The organism is Kitasatospora sp. NPDC101235 (assembly GCF_044767505.1).
In the GTDB taxonomy this organism is placed as follows: Bacteria; Actinomycetota; Actinomycetes; order Streptomycetales; family Streptomycetaceae; genus Kitasatospora.
In genome coordinates, this window is sequence record NZ_JBIWNZ010000013.1 from 191,526 (window position 1) to 216,906 (window position 25,381).

Consider the following 25,381-nt stretch of genomic DNA (forward strand, 5'->3'; position numbering starts at 1 on the left):
GGTCAGGGCAGCGTCCAGAACCGGGTCGTGACGAGGTAGAAGAGGACGGCCCAGAACGCGGTCACCCCGGCGACGGTGCCGAGACCGATGCGGTTGTTCCTCGCCGCGGGCTCGTCCGGCGGGGGCCGGAGCCACCGCTTGAGCAGCGGGTTCACGTAGAAGGGCATCGTCAGGAAGCTCATGGTGAAGCTCGACAGCAGGTTGCCCACCAGCAGTCCGATCCAGAGCGGCATCCCCAGCGGCGAAAGGGCGAGCGTCAGCAGCACGACGGTCGGGTACAGGCCGACCCACACCGCGATGGCGGTCCTGGTTTCCGACGGCGGCGGCGCCGCTTTGCCGTTCTCCTCGAAGGCGAACCAGCTGCCGAAGGAGTTGTCGATCGTCCGAAGCTTGAACTCGTTGAACCTGTCGCCCTCGGCGAGCAGCTTCCGCCGCGCGTCTGACGTCAGCCAGGCGTCGAGGTGCTCGGCACTGTCGAACCGGTACAACGTGGTCCACTCGTCCTGAAGCCCCTCGATCGGGCGGAAGAGCTCCGTACCGCGAAAGCCCTCGAACGTCCGCCCCTCCTGGCTCATCCGCCGCTGCCAGTCGAGGAACTCGTCGACGTGGTCGGGGTGGACGCGGTGGGTGACCACGACGGTCACGAGCGGATCCGGAGCCTGCACGCCGCCTCTGACGACCTGCTGGGTTCCCGGACCGTCGAAGTACCTGCTGCCGGTGTCGAGCAGGTTCTGCCTGGTCGCGCTGTTGATCCATGCCTGTAGATGGGCTATCGAGTCGAACCGGTAGACGACGGTCCAGTCGGGCTGCAGGGACGTTCGCGGGGAGACCTCCGCGCCGAGGTAGCCGGGGTAGTCGGCGGCGGCGGCGTTGACGTCCTGCTGCCACGCCTCGTACTCGTGCTCCAGCCCCGGCCGGACCCTCAGACCGATGATGGCCGTCGCCGCAGCGTCCCCGTCCCCGGGCTTCACGGTGTTCATTTCGGTCCGGGCGCCGTCGACACCGGCCTGGCCTCGCTCAGCCGGCTGTAGATCCGTTCCGGGGTCAGCGGCAGCGCGCGGTAGCGGACACCCGTGGCGTCGTGGAGCGCGTTCGCCAACGCGGGGGCCACCGGATTGATGCAGCACTCTGCGATCCCCTTCGAGCGCATCGGCCCGACCGAGTCCGAGGACTCCACCAGGAGCACGTCGGTACGGGGGATGTCGGCGTAGGTGGGGATGCGGTAGTTGCGGAGGTTCGGGTTGACCATGACACCGTTCGCGTCGATCTGGTGGTTCTCGGTCAGCGCGAAGCCGATCCCCTGGGCGACACCGCCCTCCACCTGTCCCCGGACCTGTACGGGGTTGATGACGTCGCCGGCGTCGGTGGCCTGCACGCTGTGGAGGATGCGGATCTCGCCCGTCACCCGGTGGACGGCGATGCGGATTCCCTGCGTGTTGGAGGCGACACTTCGCGGTGAGCCGTAGCCCTTGCGGGCGGCGGTGAAGCGGATTCCGCGCGCGCGGGCCAGGGCGACGAGGTCCGCCAACGACACGCGCTGCTCGCCGCAGAGGACGCCGTCGTCGTCCATCGAGCACATCACGACGTGGACGCCCGTGTGGGCGGCGGCGAACTCCAGGATCCGGTCCCGCACCGCGTTGGCCGCACGGAGGACGGCGTTGCCCGCCACGAAGAGTCCCGCGCTCGCGAAGGCGCCGGTGTCGAACCCCGTGCGGTCGGTGTCGGACTGCACCAGGCGGATCCGCTCCGGCGTCGTGCCCAACTGGTTGGCCGCGATCTGGACGTGGGCGGTGGGGGTGCCCTGGCCGAACTCGACCGTCCCGACGGCCAGCTCGTACACCAGGTCGTCCCCGAGCGTGACCCAGGCCTCCGAGACGTGCTCGGTCGGGGGCGCGGTCTCGTGCAGGGAACTCGCCACGCCGGCCCCGACGAGCCAGTCGGGCCCCGGTGACGGCTCGTGAGCCGTCCGGGCCATCGCGGCGTCCACCAGGTCGATGCACCTGGCGAGTCCGTCCTCGCTGAACATCACGTCATCGGGTCCGTCGTCCATGGCGACGAGCGGATCGCCCGGCCGCACGATGTTGCGGCGCCGCAGTTCGAGCGGGTCGAGGTGCAGGGCGCGGGCCAGCTCGTCCATCGCCGATTCCACGGCGAACGCCGGCTGTGTCATGCCGTATCCGCGCAGTGCCCCGCTCGGAACGGTGTTCGTGTAGACGGCGTAGGCGTCGTACTTCTTGTTGGGGCAGCGGTAGATCATGACGGCGCTGCCTCCCCCGTACAGCGTCTCGCCGCCGTGGTTGCCGTAGGCGCCGGTGTTCGACACGTTGCGGACCTGGAACGCCGTCAGCGTTCCGTCCGCCTTCGCGCCGAGCTTGACCGTCAGCGTCATCGGATGCCGGGGCGAGGCCGTGGTGAACTCCTCCTCACGGGTGTACTCGAAGCAGACGGGCCGCCCGGTGTCCAGCGTGGCGAGGGCGGCCAGATCCTCCGAGAACACCTCCTGTTTGCCGCCGAAGGCGCCGCCCACGCGCTTGCAGAACACGCGTAGCTGGTCCGGCCGCAGCGCGAACAGGTAGGCGAGTTTGACCTTGGCGATCGACGGCGACTGCGAACTGGTACGGACGTTCAGGCGGCCGTCCTCCATCCAGGCGATCGAGCCGTGGGTCTCCAGGTGCGCTTGCTGCACGCGCGGCGAGGAGTACGTGCCCTCGTGGATCACGTCGGCGTCGGCGAATCCGGCATCGACGTCACCGATGTGCGAATGGATCTCCACCAGGATGTTGTGGACCGGATCCCGGACGAAGGGGTCGTGGGCGCCGTGCAGTTGCGGCGCCCCCTCGGCCATCGCCTCCTCGGGGTCGAACACGGCCGGCATGACGTCGTAGTCGACGACGACCCTCCGGCAGCCCTCCTCCGCCGCCGCGACGGTGTCGGCCAGGACGGCCACGACGCGCTGGCCGACGAAGCGCACCGTGTCGTCGAGGACGAAGGTGTCGTCCGGATCGACGAGATGGTCGGTGTGGATCGCCGTGGTGAAGCGCTTGCGCGGCACGTCCTCCCAGGTGTAGACCCGGCGCACGCCGGGAACCGCGAGTGCGGCGGCCTTGTCGATCGAGACGATCCGGGCGTGCGCGTGCGGTGAGTGGAGCACCTTGAGGTGCAGCATGCCGTCGAGACGGGTGTCCATGGTGAACTCGGCGCGGCCGGTCACCACGTCGTCGGCCGCCGGCGTGCCGACACTCGTCCCCACCGCTTTTCCCGGGGCCGCCGTCTCCACGCCGGCGACGCCCCGCACGGCGTCCTCGATCGCCCGGTAGCCGGTGCAGCGACAGAGGTTGCCCTTCAGCGCCCGGGGCAGGTCGTCCTTCTGAGCCTCGGTGAGCGCCGCCGACGTCATGATCATCCCGGCTGTGCAGAAGCCGCACTGGAATCCCGGGGCGTCACGGAACTGTCGCTGCATCGGGTGCAGGTCGCCCGGTGATCCGAGACCCTCGATCGTCGTCACCTCGTGGCCGTCCGCGCGGAACGCGGGGGTGATGCAACTGTGCACCGGATCGCCGTCCACCCATACCGTGCACGCGCCGCAGTCGCCCGCGTCGCACCCCTTCTTGACGCCGAAGTGACCGAGCGCGCGGAGGAAGGTGCGCAGGCACTGGCCGGGTTGCGGCTCGTCGTCGAAGCTCCTGCCGTTCACGATGAAGGTCATGCCGGGCCCCCAGCCATGAGTTCGTGACGGATTTCCTCGGTGAAGTGCTTGGTCAGGTGGCGACGGTGTTCGGGGGTCCCGTTCGGATCGGCGAACCAGGCGTCGGCGGGGATGACATCGATGCTGTGCTGAAGAGTCCGCTCGTCGGGCATGCTGTCGAAGGCGATCCGCACCGGCCGCGTGGTGCCGGCGGTGACGGTGAGCATCAGGTCGTTCTTCCCGGGCGTCCGGGTACCGATGAGGAACACCGTCGAGCGGCCGAGCCGGGTCAGTGCGAAGCGGCGGTGCACGGTGCGTTTCCGCAGGGCGCGCGCCGGAATCCTGACGCGGCGCAGCAGTTCGCCCGGTGCGAGGACGTTCCGGTTGTTGCCGGTCACGAAGTCGAGGGCATCGACGACGCGGACCGACCCGTCGGGAGCCCACAGCTCGTACCCGGCCTCCAGGGCGACCGTCAGCGTGATCATCGGGCCGGCAGGCAACGACAGGCAGATGTTGCCGCCGACGGTCGCCGAATTCCACACCTTGAACGAGGACAGTAACGCCTCACAGCCCGTGGCGAAGAGGGCACCCGCAGTCCACTCACGTGGCGGCGTGAAGGCGTACAGGTCGCGGATGGTGCAGGTCGCACCGATCTCCAGGCCTGCGTCGCTCGGAACGAGCGGTTCCCAGCCCAAGGACGTCAGATCGATCAGGCGGCGCAGGCCCGGCTGCTCGGCGGAGAACAGGAACGTGCCGCCCGCGAGCCAGGCATCGCCTTCACGCCAGTCCAGGCCGGGTCGGTCGGGCGGGCGCCGGACCACTTCGGTGATGGTGTTGAGGTCCATGGGAACCGTTCTCCCTCATGACGACCACCGCGCGACGGACCGCCCCCGGATTCGCCCATGGGCCGCTGCGGTCGAACGCCCGAGGGGGAGCCTTGGCGGGCGCTGGCATTCATGTCAAGCGTATAGCCGGACGAGCCGGGCCCGCCAAGTCAGCACCTCGGGTGACGTCGAGCCGTCGGGGTCGGTACGGCGGTGCTGGTCGGGCCGGACGGGCGGGTCGGTAGCGGCTCCGGTGGTTCGCGCTCCGTCCGGCAACAGCTCACCGGGGGCTCCCCGTCGCCCGGCAGCAGCTCACGCAGGACCCGGACCGCGCCGGCCGCGGCTGACGGGCCGTCCGGAGCGGACGGCCCGTCGGTTTGCGACGTGTCGGTCACGGGGTCAGGCCGTCCGCGCTCCGCCGGCTCACCAGGCGGGCTCCGTCCGGTGGGAGGGCCACGACCTCGTGTCCGAAGACCCGGTTGATCGAGCTGCCCCCGTTCAGCGAGATGTCGGCGCCGTAGACGTGCACGGAGACCGCGCGACCGGTGCCGCCGTTCGACACCCGGTGGATGTCTTCGTCGGGCGGCACCAGGAGCTGCACCCGGCCGGGAGAGCAGGTGGTCCGGCCGGACGGCACCAGCACCCTGCGGCCGGATCCGGGGAGCCGCCACAGCCGGTACGCCTCGTCCACCTCGACGCCCTCCACCACACCTGACACACACCAGGCGACATGGTCGTGGATCGGGGTGGACTGCCCGGGCAGCCAGGTCAGGGCCACCACGGAGTGCGTCCGTCCGGCATGCAGCAGCCGCTGCGAGTAGCCGTCGGTGTCACCGGCGCACAGGTCGTCGGGAACGATCAGCCCGGCCCGCAGGTACTTGCGCAGGGTGTCCGCGGTGAGCTGGGCGGTCAGGACGTCCGCGGCGCCGTAGCGCGCGAGGTCGGAGAGGAACTCGTCGAGGTTGGAGCCCGGTTTCACGGCCTACCGCCCCACCCCGGTGAGCGCGCGCACCTCTAGCTCCTCGAAGCCGCGCCGGTCCGACTCCTCGTCGCGACGGCGGCGGCTGCCGACCAGGGAACCGAGGACGGCGGCCGCGAACCCGACCGGGATCGAGATGACGCCCGGATTCTGCAGCGGGATCGGTGCGGTGGTGGTGCAGGAGATCAGCGCCGTGGCGTTGCCGACCTGCTTGCTGGACGCCTCCACCCCGCAGTCCTTCGCCTGAGCGGCCGTCAGCTTCACGGCGTGGACCGTGCCGGTCGCGCCGCCCCAGCAGATCGGGGAGAGCAGCACCAGGCCGATCGAGCTGACCAGGCCCGCGTAGATGCCGCACTTGGCGCCGAAGGTGGTGAAGCGCTTCCAGAACAGGGTCAGCAGGATCGCCGGCAGGTTGGCCGAGGCCGCGATGGCGAAGGCCAGGGCCACCAGGAACGCCACGTTGAGGTCCCTGGCGAAGATCGACAGGGCGACCGCGACCGCGCCGATGACCACGGCGGCGATCTTCGCCGTGACGAGCTCCTGCCGCTCCGTGGCCCTGCCCCTGCGGATGACGCTGGCGTACAGGTCATGGGCGAACGACGACGACGAGGTCAGGGTGAGCCCGGCGACGACCGCGAGGATGGTGGCGAACGCCACCGCCGCGACGAAGGCGAGCATCAGGGAGCCGCCGGTGGTGCCCGCGCCACCGCCGAGGTGCTCGGCCAGCAGCGTGGCGGCGGTGTTGCCCGACGGATCCTTCTCCTTGATCGTCGCCGTGCCGACCAGCGCGGCCGCGCCGAACCCGAGCACCAGGGTCATCAGGTAGAAGACCCCGATGATGCCGATCGCCCAGTTCACCGACTTGCGCGCGTCGCGGCCGGTCGGGACGGTGTAGAAGCGGACCAGCACGTGCGGAAGCGCCGCGGTGCCCAGCACCAGGGCGATGCCGAGGCTGATCAGGTCGAGTTTCGACCAGCCGTCGGTCGACCCGTACTTCAGGCCGGGCTGGAGGAAGGCGTCGCCCTTCTTGGACGCCGTGGCGGCGTCCCCGAGCAGGTGGCTGATGTCGAACCCGTACTTCGCCAGCACCCACAGGGTCATCATGGCCGCGCCGGCGATCAGCAGCACCGCCTTGACGATCTGCACCCAGGTGGTGCCCTTCATCCCGCCGACCACGACGTAGACGATCATCAGGGCACCGACCCCGACGATGGTCCAGATCTGCGCGGAGGCGCCCTTGACGTCGAGCAGCTGCCCCACGATCGTCGCCGCGCCGACCATCTGCGCGATCAGGTAGAAGATCGAGACCACGATGGTCGACACGCCCGCGGCGGTCCGCACCGGCCCGCTGCGCAGCCGCGCGGCCAGGACGTCGGCCATGGTGAACCGCCCGGTGTTGCGCAGCAGTTCGGCGACCATCAGCAGCGCGACCAGCCAGGCGACCAGGAAGCCGATCGAGTAGAGGAAGCCGTCGTACCCGGAGAGCGCGATGATCCCGGCGATGCCGAGGAAGGAGGCCGCGGACAGGTAGTCGCCCGAGATCGCGATCCCGTTCTGCAGCGCGGAGAACTGGCCGCCGCCGGTGTAGAAGCCGCCGGTGCCCTGGGTGCTCCGCCGTGCCCAGAGGGTGATGGCGAGGGTCACCGCCACCAGGGCGACGAACAGGCCGATGGTCAGGCCCTTGTGCGAGGCCGACTGCGCCGCCGCGGCGAGCGGAAGGTGCTGTGTCATGCCTGGTTCTCCGTCAGTTCCTGGTCGCCGCCGCGGCCGGCCGGGGCCGGGGCGATCGGATGGGACGCCGCCGCGTTCCGCAGGGCCGCGGCCGGCGGGTCCAGCCGCCGGGCGGCGAACCGGCCGTAGGCCAGGGCGATGCCGAAGGTCGAGACGAACTGCAGCAGCCCGAAGACCAGGGCCACGTTGACGCTCCCGACGACCTTGGCCGCCATGAAGCCGCGGGCGTAGGCCGAGCAGAGTACGTATGCCAGGAACCAGAGCAGGAACGCCGCCGTCACCGGGAACACGAACCTGCGGTAGGCGGCACGCAACTCGGTGAATCGCGGATCGTTGCCGATCCAGGGTGTGTCACCGCGCGACGGCGCGGCCGGGTCGATCATGGGAATCCTTCTGAGCAGTGCGGAACTTGCCGAAGGCCCGACCGTAGGAATCCACGGTAGACAAGCGATGAACGTGCGGTCAGCGACGGTCCCGGCCGCTCGTGGCGGAGCCCGGGCAGAAGCCACTGCCTGCTGCCTGGGACATGTCGGCCGGAAGGTGGCCGCTGCGGGGCGAGCCCGCCGAGGCGGTGGCCTACTGGGCGAAGCGGACCTCCGGGTAGGCCGCCGAGGGCCCGTCCAGCAGCCGGCCCGGGTGGTCGAGCAGGTGCCGGTCGAAGAACGCACCGAGGTACGCCCGGGTGGCGGCGAGCGCGCGGTCGCCCTTGATGCTGCCGTACAGCGCCGCGGCCTTCTCGGGCGGCAGCTGGTCACGGATGCCGAGGGAGTCCACCAGCCAGTGCATGTCGCAGAACGACAGGTGGCCGGCCTCCGGCAGGTCCAGCCAGCGCTTCCAGCCGGTCAGGTGCTGCCAGGTCTCGTCCCAGTTCGCCGTCGGGGACTCACCGGCGTGACGCTGCGCACCGAGCAGCAGCACCGGGCGGGAGAGACCGTCGGCCGGCAGCGGGACGAAGAAGTCGCCGTCCAGGTCGGCGGCGGCACGGATCCGTCCGTCCTCGCGCATCGCCTCGACGGCGCCCGCACCGCCGATCGAGTGACCGGCCGCGCCGATCCGGGAGGGGTCGATCCGGAGCCCGCGGACGAGCCCGGGCCCGGGCTCGGTCAGCCGGTCGATCAGGAAGCTGATGTCCTTCGCCCGGCCGCGGATGATCTCAGCCCCCCGCCGGTCGTCCACCTTGCCGCAGATCAGGCAGCTCTCCACCCGCCCGTCGGGGAACTGCACGACCGTCTCGTAGGTGTGGTCCAGCGCGGCCACCGCGTAGCCCCGGGCCGCGAGGTCCTCGGCGAGGGCGGTGAGCGAGGCGCGGTTGTAGCCGAAGCCAGGAGACAGCACGACCAAGGGGTGCCGCCCGGGCGCGGGCACCGTGCCGGCCTTCACACCCGTTCCCACGGCGCTGAGGTCCGAGGTGCCGTACAGGGCGGTGGACACCTCGGGGGAAAGGTACGGCAGCTGCTCGCCGCGCGCGGACTGCGCCGGGTACCAGAGGGTGGCCATCAGTTCGCGGGTGGTGGCGTCCGGCCGCCAGGGGTCGTGCCTGCCGGTGTCCACCAAGCGAACCGAGGCGGCACCGATCAGCCGGTGCGTGGTGGGCGCGGGCACCTGCGGCACCTCGGCCGCCGCGCCGACGGGCGAACTCGACCAGGAGGCGACGGAGGGTGGTCCGGCGGTCGGGGAGACGGCGAGCGCGGCCTGCGGGCCGGTCAGCGAGAGGAGGGCGGCGATGGGCACGGCGAGCAGTGCGGCGTTCCGCCACCGAGGGGTCGTCGACATGACGCCACGTTAGGTCGGCGGCCGAAACCGGCGCGTCCTGCCTGCGGCGTAACCCGATCGGCCGCAGGTCGGAGCCGCCGCGCCGGGCGGACCAGCCTCTCGGACGAGCCCGCCTCCACCCTGAGCGGCCTTGCGCAGGGGCCGCTCGGAGCGGCGTCCCGGGAAAGCGCTTTCCAAACGACCTCGAACTGGGTAGGCTCGATCACCGTGGCAGGCACCCTGCCTCCCCTCCCGCAGCGTGCCGCGTCGCCGACGGGCCGGGCCGGCCGGCGGCCGCTCCCTCCCCCGAAGCCCTCTGCAAGCCCTCTGAAAGCTGGCCCCTGATGCTCGACCACGACGAAACCGGGTACCTCCGCGACGGGGCGCCGCACCGCGTCGTCTCCGGTGCCCTGCACTACTTCCGCGTCCACCCGGACCTCTGGGAGGACCGCCTGCGCCGGCTTCGCGCGATGGGCGCCAACACCGTCGACACCTACATCCCCTGGAACTTCCACGAGCTGCCCTCCGGCGCCTTCGACTTCACCGGCTGGCGGGACCTCGCCCGCTTCTGCCGCATCGCCCAGGCGCAGGGCCTCGACGTCATCCTGCGGCCCGGCCCCTACATCTGCGCGGAGTGGGAGTTCGGCGGCCTGCCGGCCCGGCTGCTCGCCGCCGACGGGCTGCGGCTGCGCTGCGCCGACCCGGCCTACCTGGCCGAGGTGGACGCCTGGTTCGACGCCGTCGTGCCCGAGATCCTGCCGCTCCTGGCCGGCCGGGGCGGCCCGGTGGTGGCGGTGCAGATCGAGAACGAGTACGGCAGTTTCGGCAACGACCGCGCCTACCTCCTCCACCTGCGCGACGGCCTGCTCGAACGCGGCGTCGACTGCCTGCTGTTCACGGCGGACGGCGCGGAGGACGCGATGCAGCAGGGCGGCGGCGTTCCGGGCCACCTCGCCACGGCGACGTTCGGCTCCCGGGCCCCCGAGCGGTTCGAGGTGCTGCGGCGCTACCAGCCCAAGGGCCCGATGACGGCGATGGAGTTCTGGATCGGCTGGTTCGACCACTGGGGCGAGCCGCACCACGTGCGCGACGCCGCCGAGTCCGCCCAGGCCCTGGACGACCTCCTCGCCACCGGCGCCTCCGTCAACCTCTACATGGCCCACGGCGGCACCAACTTCGGCTTCTGGGCCGGCGCCAACCACACCGGCACCCGCCCGTTCGACACCGGCTTCCAGCCGACCGTCACCAGCTACGACTACGACGCTCCGATCGGCGAGGCCGGCGAGCTCACCGAGAAGTTCCACGCCTTCCGCGCCGTCATCGGCAAGTACGTCCCCCTGCCCGAGGGCGAGCTGCCCGAGCCCGCCCCCCGCGTCGCTCCGCAGCGCGTCCGGCGCCGCGCCGCCGCCCGGCTCCTGACGAACCTCGACGCCCTGTCCGAGCCGGTGCGCTGCCCGACGCCCGAGCCCATGGAGAAGATCGGCCAGTCCCTCGGCCTCATCCACTACCGCACCCGGATCTCCGGCCCGCGGCCGTCCATGCCGCTGCGCATCGACGGCATCGGCGACCGCGCCCACGTGTTCGCGGACGGCCGGCCGCTCGGCGTCCTGCACCGCGACGCCCCGGCGGAGACCCTGCCGCTGGAGGTCGGACCGGACGGCGTCGTGCTCGACATCCTGGTCGAGGCCCTCGGCCGGGTGAACTACGGCCCCCTGCTGGACGACCGCAAGGGCATCAGCCGCGGCGTCTCCCACGGCCACCAGCGGCTGTTCGACTGGGAGATCCGCCCCCTGCCGCTCTCCGACCTCGACCGCCTCGCCTACGAGAACGCGGACCCGGTGGGCGACGCGGACCCTGCCTTCCACCGCTTCGAGGCCTCGCTCGCCGAGCCCGCCGACGCCTTCGTCGCCCTGCCCGGCTGGGGCCGCGGACTCCTCTGGCTCAACGGCTTCCTGCTCGGCCGCTACTCCGCACAGGGCCCGCAGCAGACCCTCTACGCCCCGGCTCCGCTGTGGCGGGAGGGCGTCAACGAACTCGTCCTGCTCGAACTGGACGGCCACGGCGAGGAGATCGAGCTTCGCGACCAGCCCGACCTCGGGCCGCTCGCCGCCGCCCCCAGCTCCGAGTACTGAGCTCACACCACCAGGCCGTCGGCGGCCGTGCTCCTCCCTCGAGGGGCACGGCCGCCAACGGCCTTTCGGGGCAGGGGCTCTCACCACGAAGCGCCGAGGGCCGTAGGAGTCGGGGGACTCCTACGGCCCTCGGCGCACCGTCGGACAGGGGCTCTCGCCCCGTCAGGCGGTACGGTCCAGGTCGCCGCGCAGCACCGGGTGGGTGAAGGGGCTGCCGTTCGCGTAGCGGGCCAGCTCGTCCGCCGCCGCGGCCGCCATCCGCCGCAGCTCGCCGCCGAGCGAGCCGGCGACGTGCGGGGTGAGCAGGACGTTGGGCAGGTCGTAGAGCGGCGAGTCCTCGGGCAGCACCTCCGGGACGGTGACGTCCAGGACGGCGTTGAGGCGGCCCGAGACCAGCTCCTCGACCAGGGCGTCCTGGTCGATCAGCGACCCGCGCGAGGTGTTCACCAGCGTCGCCCCGTCGCGCATCAGGGCGAGCCTGCGGCGGTCGATCATGTGCCGCGTGCTGGGCAGTTCGGGCGCGTGCACGCTCACCACGTCGCTGCGCTCGCACAGTTCGTCGAGCGTCACCGGGCGGGCGCCCAGCGCGGCCGCCTCGGCCTCGTCCACGTACGGGTCGTGGAGCAGCAGCTCCAGGTCGAAGGGGCGGAGCAGTTCGAGGACGCGCCGCCCGATCCGGGAGGCGCCGACGATGCCCGTGGTGCGCCGGTAGTTTCCGGCCTCGGGGTAGGCGGCCTGCCAGTCGTGCGGGGCCCGCCGCGCGCGGTAGTCGGCGCTGAGCCGCAGCACCTGCTTGTTGGCGAACAGCACGTTGGCGACGGTGTACTCGGCGACGGGCAGGGCGTTGGCCCAGGCGGCCGAGGAGACCTGGATGCCGCGCTCCCAACAGGCCTCGGTGACATGGTGCTTGACCGATCCGGCGGCGTGGACGACGGCGCGCAGCCGGGGCGCGGCGGCGAGGACGGCCTCGTCGAGCGGCGGGCAGCCCCAGCTGCTGACGATCACCTCGGTCTCGGCGAGCACGGCGGCCGCCTCCGGGGTGGTGAAGTCGTCGACGACGAACACGGGATCGAGTTCGGCGAGGGTGGTGAGCCGGTCCATGGTCTCGTCGTCGACCAGCCGGCCCACGAGGTCCGGGGTCATGGCCAGCAGGGCGCGCGGGCGCCGACGCGGCGAGGTGGGTGAACTCCCGTTCACGGCGGTCGGGTTCGGCTGGTTGGACACGTGGTTCTCCGGCGCGGTCGTGGAGCTTGCGGTCTGGTGGGTCACTTGACGCTTCCCGCGGTCAGGCCGGCCTTCCAGTGGCGCTGGAGGGCGACGAAGGCGACGACCAGCGGCACGACGGCCAGCAGCGAGCCGGTGACGACCAGCGGGTAGAACTCGGGGAACGCGTGGGTCTGGGTGTTCCACGAGTAGAGGCCGAGGCTGACCGGGAAGAGCCGGTTGTCGGAGAGCATCACCAGCGGCAGGAAGAAGTTGTTCCAGATCGCGGTGAACTGGAACAGGAACACGGTGACGAAGCCGGGCATGACCATCCTCAGCCCGATCGACCAGAAGGCGCGCAACTCGCTCGCACCGTCCGTGCGGGCGGCCTCCAGCACCTCGCCGGGGATGTAGCCGGCGCAGAACACGCGGGAGAGGTAGACGCCGAAGGGGTTCACCAGGGAGGGCAGGAAGACCGCCCAGAAGGTGTTGGCGAGGCCGAGTTCGGAGGCGAGCAGGTACATCGGCAGGGCCAGGGCCGTGGTCGGCACCAGCACGCCGAGCAGGACCAGCCCGAACAGCTTCTCCTTGCCGCGGAAGCTGTACACATGGAAGGCGTAGCCGGCACAGACGCAGATGAGGGCGCAGAGCAGGGCCCCGATGCCCGCGTAGAGCAGCGAGTTGAGGTACCAGCGGAAGTAGATGCCGTCGCCGGTGGTGGCGAGGGCGTGCAGGTTGGCGCCGAGGTTCCAGTTGGACGGCGTGAGGCTGTGGCCGCCGAGGAGGTCGCCGGTGTTCTTGGCGGCGGCGGTGAGCAGCCAGCCGAGCGGCAGCAGCGTGTAGGCGGCCGCCAGCACGAGGGCGCCGTTGACGGCGGCCTTGGACAGCGTCCAGGGCGTGCGCGGGGCGCTGTCGCGGCCGGCCCGGGGGGCGCGCGGGCGCCGGCGGGTGTCGCGTTCGGGGGCGAGGGTGGTCATGCCGAGGCCTCCGTCCGGCGGGCGGGGCGGGTGCGGGTCGCCCAGGTGACGAGGAAGGACAGGAGGGCCGCGGTGATGGCGAGCAGCACCGAGGAGGCGGCGGCGAGGCCGTAGTCGCCGCGGTCGAAGGCGGCGGTGTAGGCGTACATGTTGGGGGTCCAGGTGCTGACGACGCCGGGTGAGGCACCGTGCAGGATCATCGGTTCGGTGAACAGCTGGAGGGAGCCGATCACGGTGAACAGGCCGACCATCACGACCGAGGCGCGGATCAGCGGGATCTTGATGCTGAGGACGGTGCGCAGCGGGCCGGCGCCGTCCACGATGGCGGCCTCCAGCACCTCGCGCGGGACGGCCTGGAGCGCGGCGTAGAAGATGACGGTGTTGTAGCCGACCCACTCCCAGAGCGCGATGTTGACCACGGCGGGCAGCGGGTTGCCGAGCAGGTCGGGGCTGGTGCCCACGGAGTTCAGCGCCTCGATGACGGGGCTGATGCCGGGGGTGTACAGGTACATCCAGATCAGGGCGGCGATGATGCCGGGCACCGCGTGCGGCAGGAACAGCGCGAGCTGGAAGAAGCGGCGTGCGCGGGCCAGCGTGGAGTCCAGCAGCAGCGCGAGGACCAGGGAGAGGCCGACCATCAGCGGGATGTACAGCAGGCAGTACAGGGCCGTGGTCTGGAAGCCGTCGCGGAAGGCCTGGTCACCGAGGGCGCGGGTGTAGTTGCCGAGGCCGGTGAAGACCGTCTCGACGCCGCCGAAGCCGAGACCGGAGCGGTGCTCGGTGTAGAGGCTGAGGTAGACGGCGTACCCGATCGGGACGAGCGTGCAGGCGGTGAAGAGGATCAGGAACGGCGCGAGGAGCAGGGCGGGCGCGCCGTACCGCCCGTACCGGCGCCGCCTGCTGGTGGAGCGGGCGGGCGCGGTACGGACGGCGCGGTCGGTTGGAACGGTGGTCACTGGGCGACCTTGATTCCGCGGTTCTTCAGCTCGGCGACGGTGGCCTGCTGGGCGGCGTCCACGGCGGACTGGATGGTGCCGCCCTGGGTGAGCTTGCCGAAGGCGTCCTTGAGGGAGGTGTTGGTGGCGCCCATGGCCGGGCCCCACTGCCAGCCGGGCTTGATGGACTTGGCGGCGTCGGCGTAGATCGCGTAGACGTCCTGGCCGCCGTAGAAGTCCGTCTTGAAGGCGCCCTGGGCGACGGGCACCAGGGCCGGCGCGGCCGGGTAGGCCGAGGAGGTGCCGGAGGCGATGCGGGCGCTGAAGCCCTCGGGCGTGGTGGTGGCCCAGGTGGCGAACTCCACCGCGGCCTTGGCCTTCTTGCTGTTCTTGGAGACCGCGAAGGTGGTGCCGCCGACCATGCCGCTGGCGGGGTTGCCGTCCCAGGTGGGGACGGGGGCGACGGCCCACTTGCCGGAGGCGTCGGGGACGGTGCCCTTGAGCACGCCGCCGCCCCAGGAGGCGCCGAGGTAGCCGGCCGTCTCGCCCTTCTGCAGGGAGGCCGTCCACTGCTGGCTGAAGGACGGCATGACCCGGACGAGGTCGTCGTTGATCAGCTGCTGCCAGTAGTCGCCGGCCTTCTTGGTCTCCGGGCCGGTGGCGTCGACCTTCCAGGAGTCGCCCGAGCTCTTGAACCAGTGGGCGTCGGCCTGCCAGGCCATGGCCTCGAAGGTGGTCGGGTCGTCGGGGAAGAAGGTGGCGATCCGGGCGTCCGGCTGGGCCTCCTTCAGCTTCTGGGCGGCGGTGCGGAACTCGTCCCAGGTCTTCGGCGCGGTGATGCCGGCCTTGTCGAAGAGGTCCTTGCGGTAGTAGAAGGCCTGCGGCGAGGCGTCCAGCGGCAGGGCCCAGGTGCTGCCGCCGAGGGTGGTCAGGTCCAGGGCCTGGTTCAGGTACTTGGACTTGACGTCGTCCGTGACGAGCTTGCCGATGTCCTGCACGGCGCCCTGGCTGACGAAGTCCGGCAGCTGCGAGTACTCGACGTTGAACACGTCGGGCGCGTTGCCCGCCTTGACCGCGTTGGAGATCTTCGCGTAGCCGCCGGCGACACCGGAGGGGATCTCCTCGTAGGTCACCTGGATGTTCGGGTGGGAGGCGTTGAAGGCGGCCACGACGTCCTTGGTGCCCTTGGCCCAGCCCCAGAAGGTGAGGGCGACGGGCTTGCCGTCGTCGGAGCCACCGCTCGACGAATCGCTGCCGCAGGCCGCGAGGGACGTCACGCAGAGGGCGGACGCGACGAGGGCGGCGGCCAGACGGGGGGCTCTGCGGACGCGGGTGGGGGTGGTGGGCATGGCTCGTCTCCCGTTGGAGGGGGTGTGAGGGGTGTGGCCATCCTCGGACCGCACTTCGATCGAAGTCAAGGCTTCCGGATCAAATGATCCGTTTCGATCTGGCACACCGCCGTGATGTTCGGGCTTCTTTACGGGAAAGCGCCCTTTCCGTGATGTTTGCCCCCATCCACTCGGATCATTTGATCAATATCATGGACGATCGATCTGGGTTGTTCCCGGATCCGATCCCCCCGTCCCGACCGAGGAGCCCCCGGCATGCCCCCGATCGAGCTACCACCCGAAGACCGCTCGCTCAGCCCCGTCACCGGCTGGACCAGGGCCCACTGGGAGGCCGCCGCGGACGGCCTGCTGGCTGCCGTCCGCCGCCACGCCGGCCCCGAGCACGCGCTGATCGGGCTGCCGGGCGACCGCCCCAGCTGGTCGGGCCCCCGCTCGGACGGGCTGGAGGGGTACGCCCGGACCTTCCTGCTGGCCGCCTTCCGCATCGCGGGCGCCGGCGGCGACGACCCCCATGGCCTGCTCCCGGCCTACGCCGAAGGGCTCGCCGCCGGCACCCGCCGCCCGACCACCGAACGCGCCCTCACCGACGCCGACCCCGTCTCCTGGCCGGTGATCACCGACCGGGGCCAGGCCATGGTCGAGGCCGCCTCGATCGCCCTGGCCCTGCGGATCACCCGCCCCTGGCTCTGGGACCATCTGGACGAGGACGTGCGCGAACGGGCCGGCGCCTGGCTGGCCCGCGCTCTCCACCAAGCACCGGTGGACAACAACTGGTGGCTCTTCCCGCTCACCGTCGGCGGCTTCCTCGCCGACGCCGGCATCGACGGCGTGGCCGCGGAGCGGGCCGTGGAACGCGGCCTGGCGAAGATCGAGTCCTGGTACCGGGGCGACGGCTGGTACACCGACGGACGCCCACGCGCCTTCGACCACTACAACGGCTGGGCCTTCCACCTCTACCCCGTCCTCCACGCCCACCTGGGCGACGAGCGGCACCTGCTCGACGTGTACGGCGGCCGGCTCGCCGCCCACCTCGCCGCCTTCGCGCGCACCTTCGGTGCCGACGGCGCCCCCATTCACCAGGGCCGCTCGCTCACCTACCGCTTCGCCGCCGCGGCCCCGCTGTGGGCCGGAGCGCTCTGCGGGAACACCCCGCTGTCCCCGGGCACCACCCGCCGCCTCGCCTCCGGCGCCCTGCGGTACTTCCTCGACCGCGGCGCACTCGACGCCGAGGGCCTGCTCACCTCCGGCTGGCACGGGCCGTACCCGCCGATGGTCCAGCCGTACTCCGGCCCCGCCTCCCCGTACTGGGCGAGCAAGGGCTTCCTCGGGCTGCTGCTGCCACCGGACCACCCGGTGTGGACGGCCGTCGAGCAGCCCGGACCAGCGGAACTGGGCGACGCCGTCCGGCCGCTCCCCCGGCCCGGCTGGCTGATCCAGTCCACCGCCTCCGACGGCCTCGTCCGGCTGCACAACCACGGCAGCGACGACCAGCCGGCGCACGAGGTGCTGCCCGACGACCCGCTCTACGCACGCCTCGCCCACTCCACCGCGACCGGACCGGTGCTGGACGGACCGCCGGACAACCACCTCGGCCTGATGGTCGGCGGCACACTCACCGAGCGCGGCCGGATCCGGCCGCTCGGCACCGGCGACGGCTGGGCCGCCTCCGAGCACCGGCCCAGGACGGGCGGCGCGGAGCTCCCCGGGATCGTCGTGACCTCGCTCGTCCTCGCGGCCGGGGCCGAGGAGGTGCACGCCCACCTGGTAGCCGGGGCCGAACCGGGCACCGAGGTCCGGCACAGCGGGTGGGCCGTGGCGGGCGACTCCGTCGAGACCACCGTGGACGGGCCGTACGCCACCGCCACCGCCACCGGGCCGGACGGCCTGCGGCTCGTCTCGCTGCTGCGCTGCGCGGACGGCTTCACCACGGCCGGCACCGACCCGCTGCCCTCGGGCACCGCCTTCGGCGCCATCGGCGCGGTGCCCCGCGTCGCCGGGCACACCGCCGACGCGGCCGCGCTGTTCGTCAGCACCGCACGGCTCGACCGGGGCCCGGTCCGGCCGCCCCGCGCGTCCGTCGAGGTCCGCACCGAGCGGGCCCCGGAGGGCCACCTGCTCCACGTCCGCTGGCCGGACGGCGGGCGGCACACCGCCCTGCTCGCCACCGGCTCCGTCACCGTCCGCCGGGAGGACTGACCACCGTGCGACTCGCCCTCTCCACCCTGGGCCTGCCCGGCCGCCCGCTCACCGAGGTCCTCCGCCTGGCGGCCGAGCACCACTGGCAGGGACTGGAACTGCGGTGCGCGCCCGGCGAACCGGTGCACCCTGCCATGACGGCCGAGGAACTGCGAAGCGCCCGGCGGGAGTTCACCGCCCACGGGATCACCCCGCTCGCCGTCGCGTCCTACCTCGGCGTCGCCGCACCGGGCGACGACGACCGGCTGCTCTCCGCCCTGACCGACCACCTGCGACTGGCCGCCGGGCTCGGGGCACGCCATCTGCGCGTCTTCCCGCACGGCGCGCAGTCCGCGACGGGCGCGGCCGGCCGGCGGGCCGTCCGGCGGCTGACCGCCGCTGCCGACACCGCCCGCTCCCTCGGCGTCCGCATCCTGCTGGAGACCCACGACTCGCACCGCTCCGGGCACGACGTGGCGCGCGTGCTCGACCTCGTCGGACATCCGGCCGTCGGCGCGCTGTGGGACCTGATGCACACCCACCTGGCCGGCGAGAGCCCGGCGGAGAGCCTGGCCGCGCTCGCGCCCCACCTCGGCTACGTCCAGGTCAAGGACATCGCGAGCGACGACGACCTCACGCCGATCGCGCTCGGGGCGGGCGTGCTGCCGATCGCCGAGTGCGTGCGGGCGCTGCCCGCGGACTGCTGGGTGTCCTGGGAGTACGAGGCGCCCTGGCACCCGGCCGCAGCCCCGCTGCCCGGGCTGCTGGGCCCCGGAGCGGCCTACCTCGCCCGGCTCGCGGTCTGAGGCCGGGTCTGGGGCCGGGTCTGGGGCCGGGGCGGGCCGGGCGGCACGGCCGGGACGACCCCCGGAGCCCGGCCCGGCCGCGCCTCAGCGGGCCTCGCCCGCGCCCCCGCAGGAGGTGCGGACCTCCAGCGAGGGCAGCAGTTCGAGGTGGTGGACGGGCAGCGAGCCGCCGAGGTCCAGGCGGCGCAGCAGCAGCTCCACGGCCGCCGCGCCGACGGCCCGCTTCGGCGGCGCGACGGCGGTCAGCGGCGGCGCGGCGAGGGCCGCGAAGACGTCGTCGTACGCGATCAGCGCCACGTCGTCCGGCACCTGGAGGCCCCGGGCCCGCAGCAGCGGCGGCAGTTGGATGGCGTCCTGGTCGTTGTGGACCAGGACGGCCCGCACGCCCCGGGCGGCGGCCTCGGCGATCCGCTCGGCGACGGCCTCGGAGTCGACCCCGGGGCGGCGGATGTCGATCACCGGTTGCGGTTCCAGCCCCAGCAGCGCCGTCCCCTCGGCGTAGCCGGCCCGGACCTGGTGCGCCGTCCAGGTGTCCTCGCGGGCGACCAGCAGCACCGAGCCGTGCCCGAGCGAGGCCAGGTGGCGCAGTGCGAGCAGGACGCCGTGCCGGTGGTCCGAGCCGACGGAGTCCAGCAGCGCGCCCTCGCCGTCGGCGGGGGCGCGGCGCTCGACGAGCACGGCGGGCACCGGGAGCCCGCCGGTCCACAGGCCGTCCTCGCCGCCGGCCGGACGCCAGTTGGGGGTCAGGAGCAGGCCGTCCACCCCGGAGTCGAGCAGTTGCCCGACCTGGGCGCGGTCGTCGGCCGACTCGTACGGGGCGATGGCGAGCACCAGGCGCGCGCCGGCGTCCGCGGCTGCCGCGCGGGCGCCGCCGACCACCTCGTCGAAGTACGAGCCGACGGTGGGGACGAGCATGCCCAGGACCCGGTCGGAGCCCTCGGCCGCGGCGGACTTGACGCGCGGCAGCGAGACGGCGCCGTGCGAGCGGCTCAGCAGCCCGTCGTCGGCGAGCACCGCCACGTCGCGGCGGACGGTGACGGCCGAGAGGCCCATCCGGACGGCGAGGTCCACCACACGTACCGTCCCGAGGTCGCGTACGACCTCTAGGATCTGGGACCGGCGCTCCTCGGCCGTGATGGTCATGGCTTCCCTCCTGATGTGCCCCGGTGCCGCGCGGCAACTGATCAATCCGCATCATTCAATCGAAATCCGATCGAACGAACACGGATCTGCTGAGTCGATCAGAACCACCGTACCGGTCACCCGATCGTCCGGTCAGGTCCTCCCGCGTTCCCGGCCTGCGGAAACCCCGCCCGGGCCGCTCGCTCGCCGGGCGTCCGGCACCGCCGCGCGGCCGGCCGCTCCCCCGCTCACCGGGCCCGCGCGGGCGGCGCCCCGGTACTCCCCCGCAAGACGACCCGGGTCGGCAGGGCCAGTCGGACGGGCCGCCGCCCGCCTCCGGACTCGAGCGCCAGGGTGACGGCGCCCGCGCCGAGCCGCTCCAGCGGCATCCGCACCGTCGAGAGCGCCGGAGCCACGTCCGCGGCGAACGGGATGTCGTCGAAACCCGCCACCGACATCCGGCCGGGCACGTCGACTCCCTGCGCGCGGAGCTCACCGAGCGCACCGATCGCGCAGACGTCGGACAGCGCCAGCACGGCGGTGGGCCACTCGGCCCGCGGACGGTCGAGCAGCCGCCGCACCGCCTCGCGGCCCCCGGCGCGGGTGAACTCCACGTGCTGGACGGCCCCTTCGGCCGGCTCGATGCCCGCCTCGGCGAGGGCCTCGCGCACCCCGGCGAGCCGGTCCATCGAGACCTGCAGCCGCTCCGGCCCCGTGATCACCGCGAACTCGCGGTGCCCCAGGCCCAGGAGAGCCCGGGTCAGGTCGGCCGCACCCCCGCGGTTGTCCGGCAGGACGGCGTCGTAGGCGGGGCCGTGGTCGGTGACGGTCGCGATCCGCCCGCCGTCCGCCCGGTAGTCGGCGAGCGCCGCGTCGACGGCCCGGACGGCGGCCGGGTCGGTGTGGGCGGAGCCGGCCAGGACGATGGCCCGCACGCGCTGGCCGTGCAGCATGCGGATGCCCCGCACCTGCGTCTCCGGCTCCCCGTCCGTGTTGATCACCAGCGGGAGCAGCCCGGCCTGCCCGGCAGCGTCGGAGACCCCGCGGGCGATGGCCGCGAAGTACGGGTCCGCCACGTCGTGCAACAGCACGCCGACGTTGGCCGTGGCGGCACGGGCGAGCGCCTGGGCGGGGGCGTTCGGCAGGTACCCGAGGGCGTCGGCACTGGCCCGGACCTTCGCGGCCAGCTCCTCGCCGACCGTCCGGGCCGAGCCGTTGAGCGCGCGGGAGGCCGTCGCGAGGGAGACTCCGGCGTGACGGGCGACCTCACTGAGGGTGACACCCATCTGCCGTTCCCCACTTCCGTTTGGCACCTGCGTTGACGCGCACAGCATATCTCCATAACCTCTCGGAAAGCGCTTTCCCATTGACCGCACAGGACCACACAGGACCGCGGAGGACCACGCATGACTCAGAGAGTGATCGGCGTCGTGATGAACGGCGTCACCGGCCGGATGGGCTACCGCCAGCACCTGGTGCGCTCGATCCTGGCCATCCGCGAGCAGGGCGGGCTCGCCTTGGAGGGCGGCGACACGCTGTGGCCCGAGCCGATCCTGGTCGGCCGCAGCGCGCAGAAGCTCAAGGAGCTGGCGGACCGCCACGGCCTGACGCACTGGACGACCTCGCTGGACGAGGCGCTGGCCCACCCGCTCGCCGAGATCTACTTCGACGCCCAGGTCACCCAGGCCCGCGAGCAGGCCCTGCGCACCGCCATCGCGGCCGGCAAGCACGTCTACACCGAGAAGCCGACTGCCGAGTCCCTCGACGCCGCCCTGGAGCTGGCACGACTGGCCCGGGAGGCCGGGGTGTGCAACGGTGCGGTGCAGGACAAGCTCTTCCTGCCCGGCCTGCTCAAGCTCAAGCGGCTGGTGGACGGCGGCTTCTTCGGCCGCATCCTGTCGGTGCGCGGCGAGTTCGGCTACTGGGTGTTCGAGGGCGACTGGCAGGACGCGCAGCGCCCCTCCTGGAACTACCGCGCCCAGGACGGCGGCGGCATGATCCTGGACATGTTCCCGCACTGGCGCTACGTGCTGGACCAGATCATCGCGCCCGTCCGCTCGGTGTACGCGCACACCGCCACCCACATTCCCGAGCGGGTCGACGAACAGGGCCGCGCCTACCCGGCGACGGCGGACGACGCCGCCTACGGCATCTTCGAGCTGGAGGGCGGGATCACCGCCCAGATCAACTCCTCCTGGGCCGTCCGGGTCGACCGCGACGAGCTGGTGGAGTTCCAGGTCGACGGCACCGAGGGCAGCGCGGTCGCCGGGCTGCGCAACTGCCGGATCCAGCACCGGGCCACCACCCCGAAGCCGGTGTGGAACCCGGACCTGCCGGCCACCGAGCGCTTCCGCGAGCAGTGGCAGCAGGTCCCGGACAACGGCGAGTTCGACAACGGCTTCAAGGCTCAGTGGGAGCTCTTCCTGCGGCACGTCGTCACCGGCTCCCCGTACACCTGGGACCTGCTGGAGGGCGCCAAGGGCGTCCAGCTGGCCGAACTCGGCCTGCGCTCCGCCCGCGAGGGCCGCCGCCTGGACGTCCCCGGACTGGAGATCCGATGACCGAGCTGAACCTTCCCGGCCTCGGCCGCTACCGGCTGAGCACCCCCGAGCCGCTGGAGATCCCGGCGCACCCGCCGAAGAACCGCACGGCCTTCGCCGCCGCGCACGTCGTCGCCGACCCGTTCGGCGGCAACGCCCCCGGCGCCCCGGCGGCCGTCGACTGGGACGCCACCCTCGCCTTCCGCCGCCACCTGTGGTCCCTCGGCCTCGGCATCGCCGACGCCATGGACACCGCCCAGCGCGGCATGGGCCTGGATTGGGCCGCCACGCGGGAGCTGATCGTCCGTTCCGGCGCGGAGGCCCGCGCCTTCAGGGAGGCAGCGCGAAGCGCTTCGGACCAGGGTGGTGGCGGGCGACGGGAGGGAGGCCGCCTCGCCTGCGGCGTCGGCACGGACCAGCTCACCGGCCCGGCCGCCGGCCTCGCCGGGATAGCAGCCGCGTACGAGGAGCAGCTCGCGGTGGTCGAGGAGGCCGGCGCGCAGCCCGTCCTGATGGCCAGCCGCGCACTGGCCGCGCAGGCCCGCGGGCCGGAGGACTACCTCCAGGTCTACGGCCGGCTGATCACCCAGGCCGGTCGGCCGGTGATCCTGCACTGGCTCGGCGAGATGTTCGACCCGGCGCTGGCCGGCTACTGGGGCTCCGCCGACCTGGACGCGGCCACCGAGACGGTGCTCGCGCTGATCCGCGAGCACCGCGCCGGCATCGACGGCATCAAGGTCTCCCTGCTCGACGCCGACCGGGAGATCGCCCTGCGCCGCGCCCTGCCCGAGGGCGTCCGGCTCTACACCGGCGACGACTTCAACTATCCGCAGCTCATCCGCGGCGACGAACTCGGCCACAGCCACGCACTGCTGGGCATCTTCGACCCGATCGCCACCCGCGCCGCGGCCGCGCTGCACGCCCTGGACGCCGGGGACCTCGACCGGTACGACGCCCTGCTCGCCCCCACCCTCCCGCTGGCCCGCCACCTGTTCGCGGCGCCGACCTACCACTACAAGACGGGCGTCGTCTTCCTCGCCTGGCTGGCCGGCCACCAGAGCCACTTCACCATGGTCGGCGGGGCTCAGAGCGGCCGTTCCGTCGTCCACCTGGTGGAGCTGTTCCGCCTGGCGGACGCCGCCGGGGTCCTGCCCGACCCGGAGCTGGCGGCGCACCGGATGCGGCAGTTCCTCGCGGTGGCGGGGGTGGAGGCGTGAACCGGCTCTCGCTGAACCAGATCACCACCAAGGGCTGGAGTCTGCCGGAGGCGGTGCGCGGCTGCGTGGAGGCCGGAGTCCCGGCGATCGGGCTCTGGCGCGACAAGGTCGAGGAGGTCGGTGTCGCGCGCGCGGCCAAGCTGGTCCGCGAGGCGGGACTGGCCGTCAGCAGCCTGTGCCGGGGCGGCTTCCTCACCGCCGAGGGGCCGGAGGCCCACCGGGCGGCGCTCGCCGACAACCTCCGCGCCCTGGAGGAGGCGGCCGAACTCGGCACCGACACCCTGGTGATGGTCGTCGGCGGGGTCCCCGAGGGCAGCCGCGACCTGGCCGGGGCGCGGGACCGGGTCGCCGACCGGCTGGCCGAACTCGCCCCGTACGCCGGTGACCTGGGTGTGCGGCTGGCGATCGAGCCGCTGCACCCGATGTTCTGCGCCGACCGTGCCGTGGTCTCCACCCTCGGCCAGGCCCTCGACCTGGCCGAGCGCCACCCCGTCGAGCAGGTCGGCGTCGTCGTCGACAGCTACCACGTGTGGTGGGACCCGGACCTCGCCGCGCAGGTCGCCCGTGCGGGCGCCCGGATCGCCTCGTACCAGGTCTGCGACTGGACGCTGCCGCTGCCCGCCGACGTCCTGCTCGGCCGGGGCCACGTGGGCGACGGCCACATCGACTTCGGCGCACTGACGGACATGGTCACGGCCGCCGGCTACACCGGCTGGATCGAGACCGAGATCTTCAACCAGGAGATCTGGGACACCCCCGGGGAACAGACCCTCGCGACGGTGGTCGAGCGCCACCGTGCCCACGTGGTGAGCGCATGAGAGTCGTCCTCGCGCCGGACTCCTTCAAGGGGACGGTCACGGCGACGGACGCCGCCCGGGCGCTGGCCGACGGCTGGCGCTCGGTGCGGCCGGACGACGAGCTGATCGCGCGTCCGATGGCCGACGGCGGCGAGGGCACCCTCGCCGCCGTCGCGGCCGCCCTGCCCGGCACCACCGAGCACGACGTCTCCGGCTGCACCGGCCCCGACGGGCGGCCGGTCACCGGGCGGTACGCCCTTCTCCCCGACGGCACCGCGCTGGTGGAACTCGCCGTCGCCAGCGGGCTGCCCCTGATGTCCCGCCCCGCGCCGCTCACCGCGACCACGCGGGGCACCGGCGAGACCGTCGCGGCGGCCCTCGACGCGGGCGTACGCCGGCTGACGGTCGCCCTCGGCGGCTCCGCCTCCACGGACGGCGGCACCGGCCTGCTCGCGGCGCTCGGCCTGCGGCTGACCGACGCGGAGGGCCGGGAACTCTCCGATGGCGGCGGGGCGCTCCTGCGGGCCCACCGGGTCGACGCCACGGGCCTGCGCCCGGCGCCGCCCGGCGGCGTGGTGCTCCTCACCGACGTCACCAATCCGCTGCTCGGCCCGGACGGCGCCGCCGCCGTCTACGGCCCGCAGAAGGGCGCGGACCCGAGCGAGGTCGCCCTGCTCGACCAGGGCCTGTCCCGGCTCGCCGCGCTCCTCGGTGCGGACCCGGACCAGGCCGGCTCCGGCGCGGCGGGCGGCACCGCCTACGGCCTCACGGCCGCGTGGGACGCCGTCATCCGCCCCGGCGCCGCCGCCGTCGCCGACCTCCTCCACCTCGACCAGGACATCGCCACGGCGGATCTGGTGATCACCGGTGAGGGCCGGTACGACGCGACCAGCCTGCGCGGCAAGGCCGTCGGCGAGGTCCTCGCCCGTGCCGCCCGCGCCGGCGTCCCCGCCCGGATCGTCGCGGGCGAGTCGGCCGACGACCGGGCCCTGACGCTCAGCGCACTCGCGGGCAACCCGGCCTCCGCCCGGGAGCACGCCCAGAAGTGGCTGGTCCGCGCCGGCGCCCGCCTCGCACACGACGCGGCGGAGGGCTGAACTCCCGTCGTCCTGCGCGGCCGGCCGCCGACCGCGCAGGACGGCAACCGGCCTGTCGGG

General features: G+C 72.9%; 20 protein-coding genes. 7 read left to right on the forward strand and 13 right to left on the reverse strand.

Going from position 1 to position 25,381, the window contains the following annotated elements; translation table 11 throughout:
* Window positions 1–2: 2 nt before the first annotated feature.
* The 7 genes from ACIRRH_RS22800 to ACIRRH_RS22830 form a co-directional block, all read right to left on the reverse strand.
* Window positions 3–980, reverse strand: a complete 978-nt coding sequence (locus ACIRRH_RS22800) for an antibiotic biosynthesis monooxygenase (RefSeq protein ID WP_403070309.1) — start codon at window positions 978–980, stop codon at window positions 3–5.
* Window positions 977–3,706 (reverse strand): molybdopterin-dependent oxidoreductase, encoded by a 2,730-nt coding sequence (locus ACIRRH_RS22805; protein WP_403070312.1) that lies wholly within the window; start codon window positions 3,704–3,706, stop codon window positions 977–979. Before ACIRRH_RS22805 ends, ACIRRH_RS22800 begins: the two co-directional genes overlap by 4 nt.
* Entirely contained in the window at window positions 3,703–4,530 is an 828-nt protein-coding gene (locus tag ACIRRH_RS22810) for an FAD binding domain-containing protein (RefSeq protein WP_403070314.1), read from the reverse strand. Before ACIRRH_RS22810 ends, ACIRRH_RS22805 begins: the two co-directional genes overlap by 4 nt.
* Before the next feature lie 370 nt (window positions 4,531–4,900).
* Window positions 4,901–5,488, reverse strand: a complete 588-nt coding sequence (locus ACIRRH_RS22815) for a cysteine dioxygenase (protein WP_403070317.1) — start codon at window positions 5,486–5,488, stop codon at window positions 4,901–4,903.
* A gap of 3 nt (window positions 5,489–5,491) precedes the next feature.
* Window positions 5,492–7,219: a cation acetate symporter gene (locus tag ACIRRH_RS22820; protein ID WP_403070320.1), complete on the reverse strand. Its 1,728-nt coding sequence runs from the start codon at window positions 7,217–7,219 to the stop codon at window positions 5,492–5,494.
* Window positions 7,216–7,602 (reverse strand): DUF485 domain-containing protein, encoded by a 387-nt coding sequence (locus ACIRRH_RS22825; protein ID WP_403070323.1) that lies wholly within the window; start codon window positions 7,600–7,602, stop codon window positions 7,216–7,218. Before ACIRRH_RS22825 ends, ACIRRH_RS22820 begins: the two co-directional genes overlap by 4 nt.
* A gap of 193 nt (window positions 7,603–7,795) precedes the next feature.
* Window positions 7,796–8,992 carry an alpha/beta hydrolase family protein gene (locus tag ACIRRH_RS22830; protein WP_403070325.1) on the reverse strand — a complete coding sequence of 399 codons (1,197 nt, stop codon included), beginning with the start codon at window positions 8,990–8,992 and terminating at the stop codon, window positions 7,796–7,798.
* A gap of 323 nt (window positions 8,993–9,315) precedes the next feature.
* Here ACIRRH_RS22830 and ACIRRH_RS22835 point away from each other — a divergent pair, with 323 nt between their 5' ends.
* Complete coding sequence (locus ACIRRH_RS22835) at window positions 9,316–11,103, forward strand: beta-galactosidase family protein (protein ID WP_403070328.1); 1,788 nt, start codon at window positions 9,316–9,318, stop codon at window positions 11,101–11,103.
* 162 nt (window positions 11,104–11,265) lie between these two features.
* Here the strand turns inward: ACIRRH_RS22835 and ACIRRH_RS22840 are convergent, their stop codons facing one another.
* From ACIRRH_RS22840 to ACIRRH_RS22855, 4 genes are all read right to left on the reverse strand, one after another.
* Window positions 11,266–12,246: a hydroxyacid dehydrogenase gene (locus ACIRRH_RS22840; RefSeq protein WP_403070479.1), complete on the reverse strand. Its 981-nt coding sequence runs from the start codon at window positions 12,244–12,246 to the stop codon at window positions 11,266–11,268.
* Between the two features lie 122 nt (window positions 12,247–12,368).
* The gene (locus ACIRRH_RS22845; protein WP_403070331.1) at window positions 12,369–13,283 is read right to left on the reverse strand and encodes a carbohydrate ABC transporter permease; all 915 of its coding nucleotides are present in this window, start codon (window positions 13,281–13,283) and stop codon (window positions 12,369–12,371) included.
* Entirely contained in the window at window positions 13,280–14,239 is a 960-nt protein-coding gene (locus ACIRRH_RS22850; RefSeq protein ID WP_403070333.1) for a carbohydrate ABC transporter permease, read from the reverse strand. Before ACIRRH_RS22850 ends, ACIRRH_RS22845 begins: the two co-directional genes overlap by 4 nt.
* Complete coding sequence (locus ACIRRH_RS22855) at window positions 14,236–15,567, reverse strand: ABC transporter substrate-binding protein (RefSeq protein ID WP_403070336.1); 1,332 nt, start codon at window positions 15,565–15,567, stop codon at window positions 14,236–14,238. The genes ACIRRH_RS22850 and ACIRRH_RS22855 overlap by 4 nt, the downstream gene beginning before the upstream one ends.
* Window positions 15,568–15,822: 255 nt before the next feature.
* Here ACIRRH_RS22855 and ACIRRH_RS22860 point away from each other — a divergent pair, with 255 nt between their 5' ends.
* Both ACIRRH_RS22860 and ACIRRH_RS22865 read left to right on the forward strand, forming a co-directional pair.
* Window positions 15,823–17,763 (forward strand): DUF2264 domain-containing protein, encoded by a 1,941-nt coding sequence (locus tag ACIRRH_RS22860; protein WP_403070339.1) that lies wholly within the window; start codon window positions 15,823–15,825, stop codon window positions 17,761–17,763.
* 5 nt (window positions 17,764–17,768) lie between these two features.
* Window positions 17,769–18,548: a sugar phosphate isomerase/epimerase family protein gene (locus ACIRRH_RS22865; protein WP_403070341.1), complete on the forward strand. Its 780-nt coding sequence runs from the start codon at window positions 17,769–17,771 to the stop codon at window positions 18,546–18,548.
* 84 nt (window positions 18,549–18,632) lie between these two features.
* Here the strand turns inward: ACIRRH_RS22865 and ACIRRH_RS22870 are convergent, their stop codons facing one another.
* Both ACIRRH_RS22870 and ACIRRH_RS22875 read right to left on the reverse strand, forming a co-directional pair.
* The gene (locus ACIRRH_RS22870; RefSeq protein WP_403070344.1) at window positions 18,633–19,691 is read right to left on the reverse strand and encodes a substrate-binding domain-containing protein; all 1,059 of its coding nucleotides are present in this window, start codon (window positions 19,689–19,691) and stop codon (window positions 18,633–18,635) included.
* A 227-nt stretch (window positions 19,692–19,918) separates the two neighbouring features.
* The gene (locus ACIRRH_RS22875) at window positions 19,919–20,956 is read right to left on the reverse strand and encodes a LacI family DNA-binding transcriptional regulator (RefSeq protein WP_403070347.1); all 1,038 of its coding nucleotides are present in this window, start codon (window positions 20,954–20,956) and stop codon (window positions 19,919–19,921) included.
* A 120-nt stretch (window positions 20,957–21,076) separates the two neighbouring features.
* Between ACIRRH_RS22875 and ACIRRH_RS22880 the strand changes: the two genes are divergently transcribed.
* The 4 genes from ACIRRH_RS22880 to ACIRRH_RS22895 are packed head-to-tail and all read left to right on the forward strand — an operon-like array spanning window position 21,077 to window position 25,321.
* Window positions 21,077–22,231, forward strand: a complete 1,155-nt coding sequence (locus tag ACIRRH_RS22880; protein ID WP_403070350.1) for a Gfo/Idh/MocA family protein — start codon at window positions 21,077–21,079, stop codon at window positions 22,229–22,231.
* A complete protein-coding gene (locus tag ACIRRH_RS22885) occupies window positions 22,228–23,427 on the forward strand; it encodes a dihydrodipicolinate synthase family protein (protein ID WP_403070353.1) in 1,200 nt (399 codons plus the stop codon). Before ACIRRH_RS22880 ends, ACIRRH_RS22885 begins: the two co-directional genes overlap by 4 nt.
* Complete coding sequence (locus ACIRRH_RS22890) at window positions 23,424–24,245, forward strand: sugar phosphate isomerase/epimerase family protein (protein WP_403070356.1); 822 nt, start codon at window positions 23,424–23,426, stop codon at window positions 24,243–24,245. The genes ACIRRH_RS22885 and ACIRRH_RS22890 overlap by 4 nt, the downstream gene beginning before the upstream one ends.
* Window positions 24,242–25,321, forward strand: a complete 1,080-nt coding sequence (locus ACIRRH_RS22895) for a glycerate kinase (protein WP_403070359.1) — start codon at window positions 24,242–24,244, stop codon at window positions 25,319–25,321. The genes ACIRRH_RS22890 and ACIRRH_RS22895 overlap by 4 nt, the downstream gene beginning before the upstream one ends.
* Window positions 25,322–25,381: the final 60 nt, after the last annotated feature.

What these genes read in the sequence shown, in the direction of transcription:
- ACIRRH_RS22800 (WP_403070309.1), bottom strand. Translation starts at nt 980, where the DNA reads ATGAACACCGTGAAGCCCGGGGACGGGGACGCTGCGGCGACGGCCATC.
- ACIRRH_RS22805 (WP_403070312.1), bottom strand. Translation starts at nt 3,706, where the DNA reads ATGACCTTCATCGTGAACGGCAGGAGCTTCGACGACGAGCCGCAACCC.
- ACIRRH_RS22810 (WP_403070314.1), bottom strand. Translation starts at nt 4,530, where the DNA reads ATGGACCTCAACACCATCACCGAAGTGGTCCGGCGCCCGCCCGACCGA.
- ACIRRH_RS22820 (WP_403070320.1), bottom strand. Translation starts at nt 7,219, where the DNA reads ATGACACAGCACCTTCCGCTCGCCGCGGCGGCGCAGTCGGCCTCGCAC.
- ACIRRH_RS22825 (WP_403070323.1), bottom strand. Translation starts at nt 7,602, where the DNA reads ATGATCGACCCGGCCGCGCCGTCGCGCGGTGACACACCCTGGATCGGC.
- ACIRRH_RS22830 (WP_403070325.1), bottom strand. Translation starts at nt 8,992, where the DNA reads ATGTCGACGACCCCTCGGTGGCGGAACGCCGCACTGCTCGCCGTGCCC.
- ACIRRH_RS22835 (WP_403070328.1), top strand. Translation starts at nt 9,316, where the DNA reads ATGCTCGACCACGACGAAACCGGGTACCTCCGCGACGGGGCGCCGCAC.
- ACIRRH_RS22840 (WP_403070479.1), bottom strand. Translation starts at nt 12,246, where the DNA reads ATGACCCCGGACCTCGTGGGCCGGCTGGTCGACGACGAGACCATGGAC.
- ACIRRH_RS22845 (WP_403070331.1), bottom strand. Translation starts at nt 13,283, where the DNA reads ATGACCACCCTCGCCCCCGAACGCGACACCCGCCGGCGCCCGCGCGCC.
- ACIRRH_RS22855 (WP_403070336.1), bottom strand. Translation starts at nt 15,567, where the DNA reads ATGCCCACCACCCCCACCCGCGTCCGCAGAGCCCCCCGTCTGGCCGCC.
- ACIRRH_RS22860 (WP_403070339.1), top strand. Translation starts at nt 15,823, where the DNA reads ATGCCCCCGATCGAGCTACCACCCGAAGACCGCTCGCTCAGCCCCGTC.
- ACIRRH_RS22870 (WP_403070344.1), bottom strand. Translation starts at nt 19,691, where the DNA reads ATGACCATCACGGCCGAGGAGCGCCGGTCCCAGATCCTAGAGGTCGTA.
- ACIRRH_RS22875 (WP_403070347.1), bottom strand. Translation starts at nt 20,956, where the DNA reads ATGGGTGTCACCCTCAGTGAGGTCGCCCGTCACGCCGGAGTCTCCCTC.
- ACIRRH_RS22880 (WP_403070350.1), top strand. Translation starts at nt 21,077, where the DNA reads ATGACTCAGAGAGTGATCGGCGTCGTGATGAACGGCGTCACCGGCCGG.
- ACIRRH_RS22885 (WP_403070353.1), top strand. Translation starts at nt 22,228, where the DNA reads ATGACCGAGCTGAACCTTCCCGGCCTCGGCCGCTACCGGCTGAGCACC.
- ACIRRH_RS22895 (WP_403070359.1), top strand. Translation starts at nt 24,242, where the DNA reads ATGAGAGTCGTCCTCGCGCCGGACTCCTTCAAGGGGACGGTCACGGCG.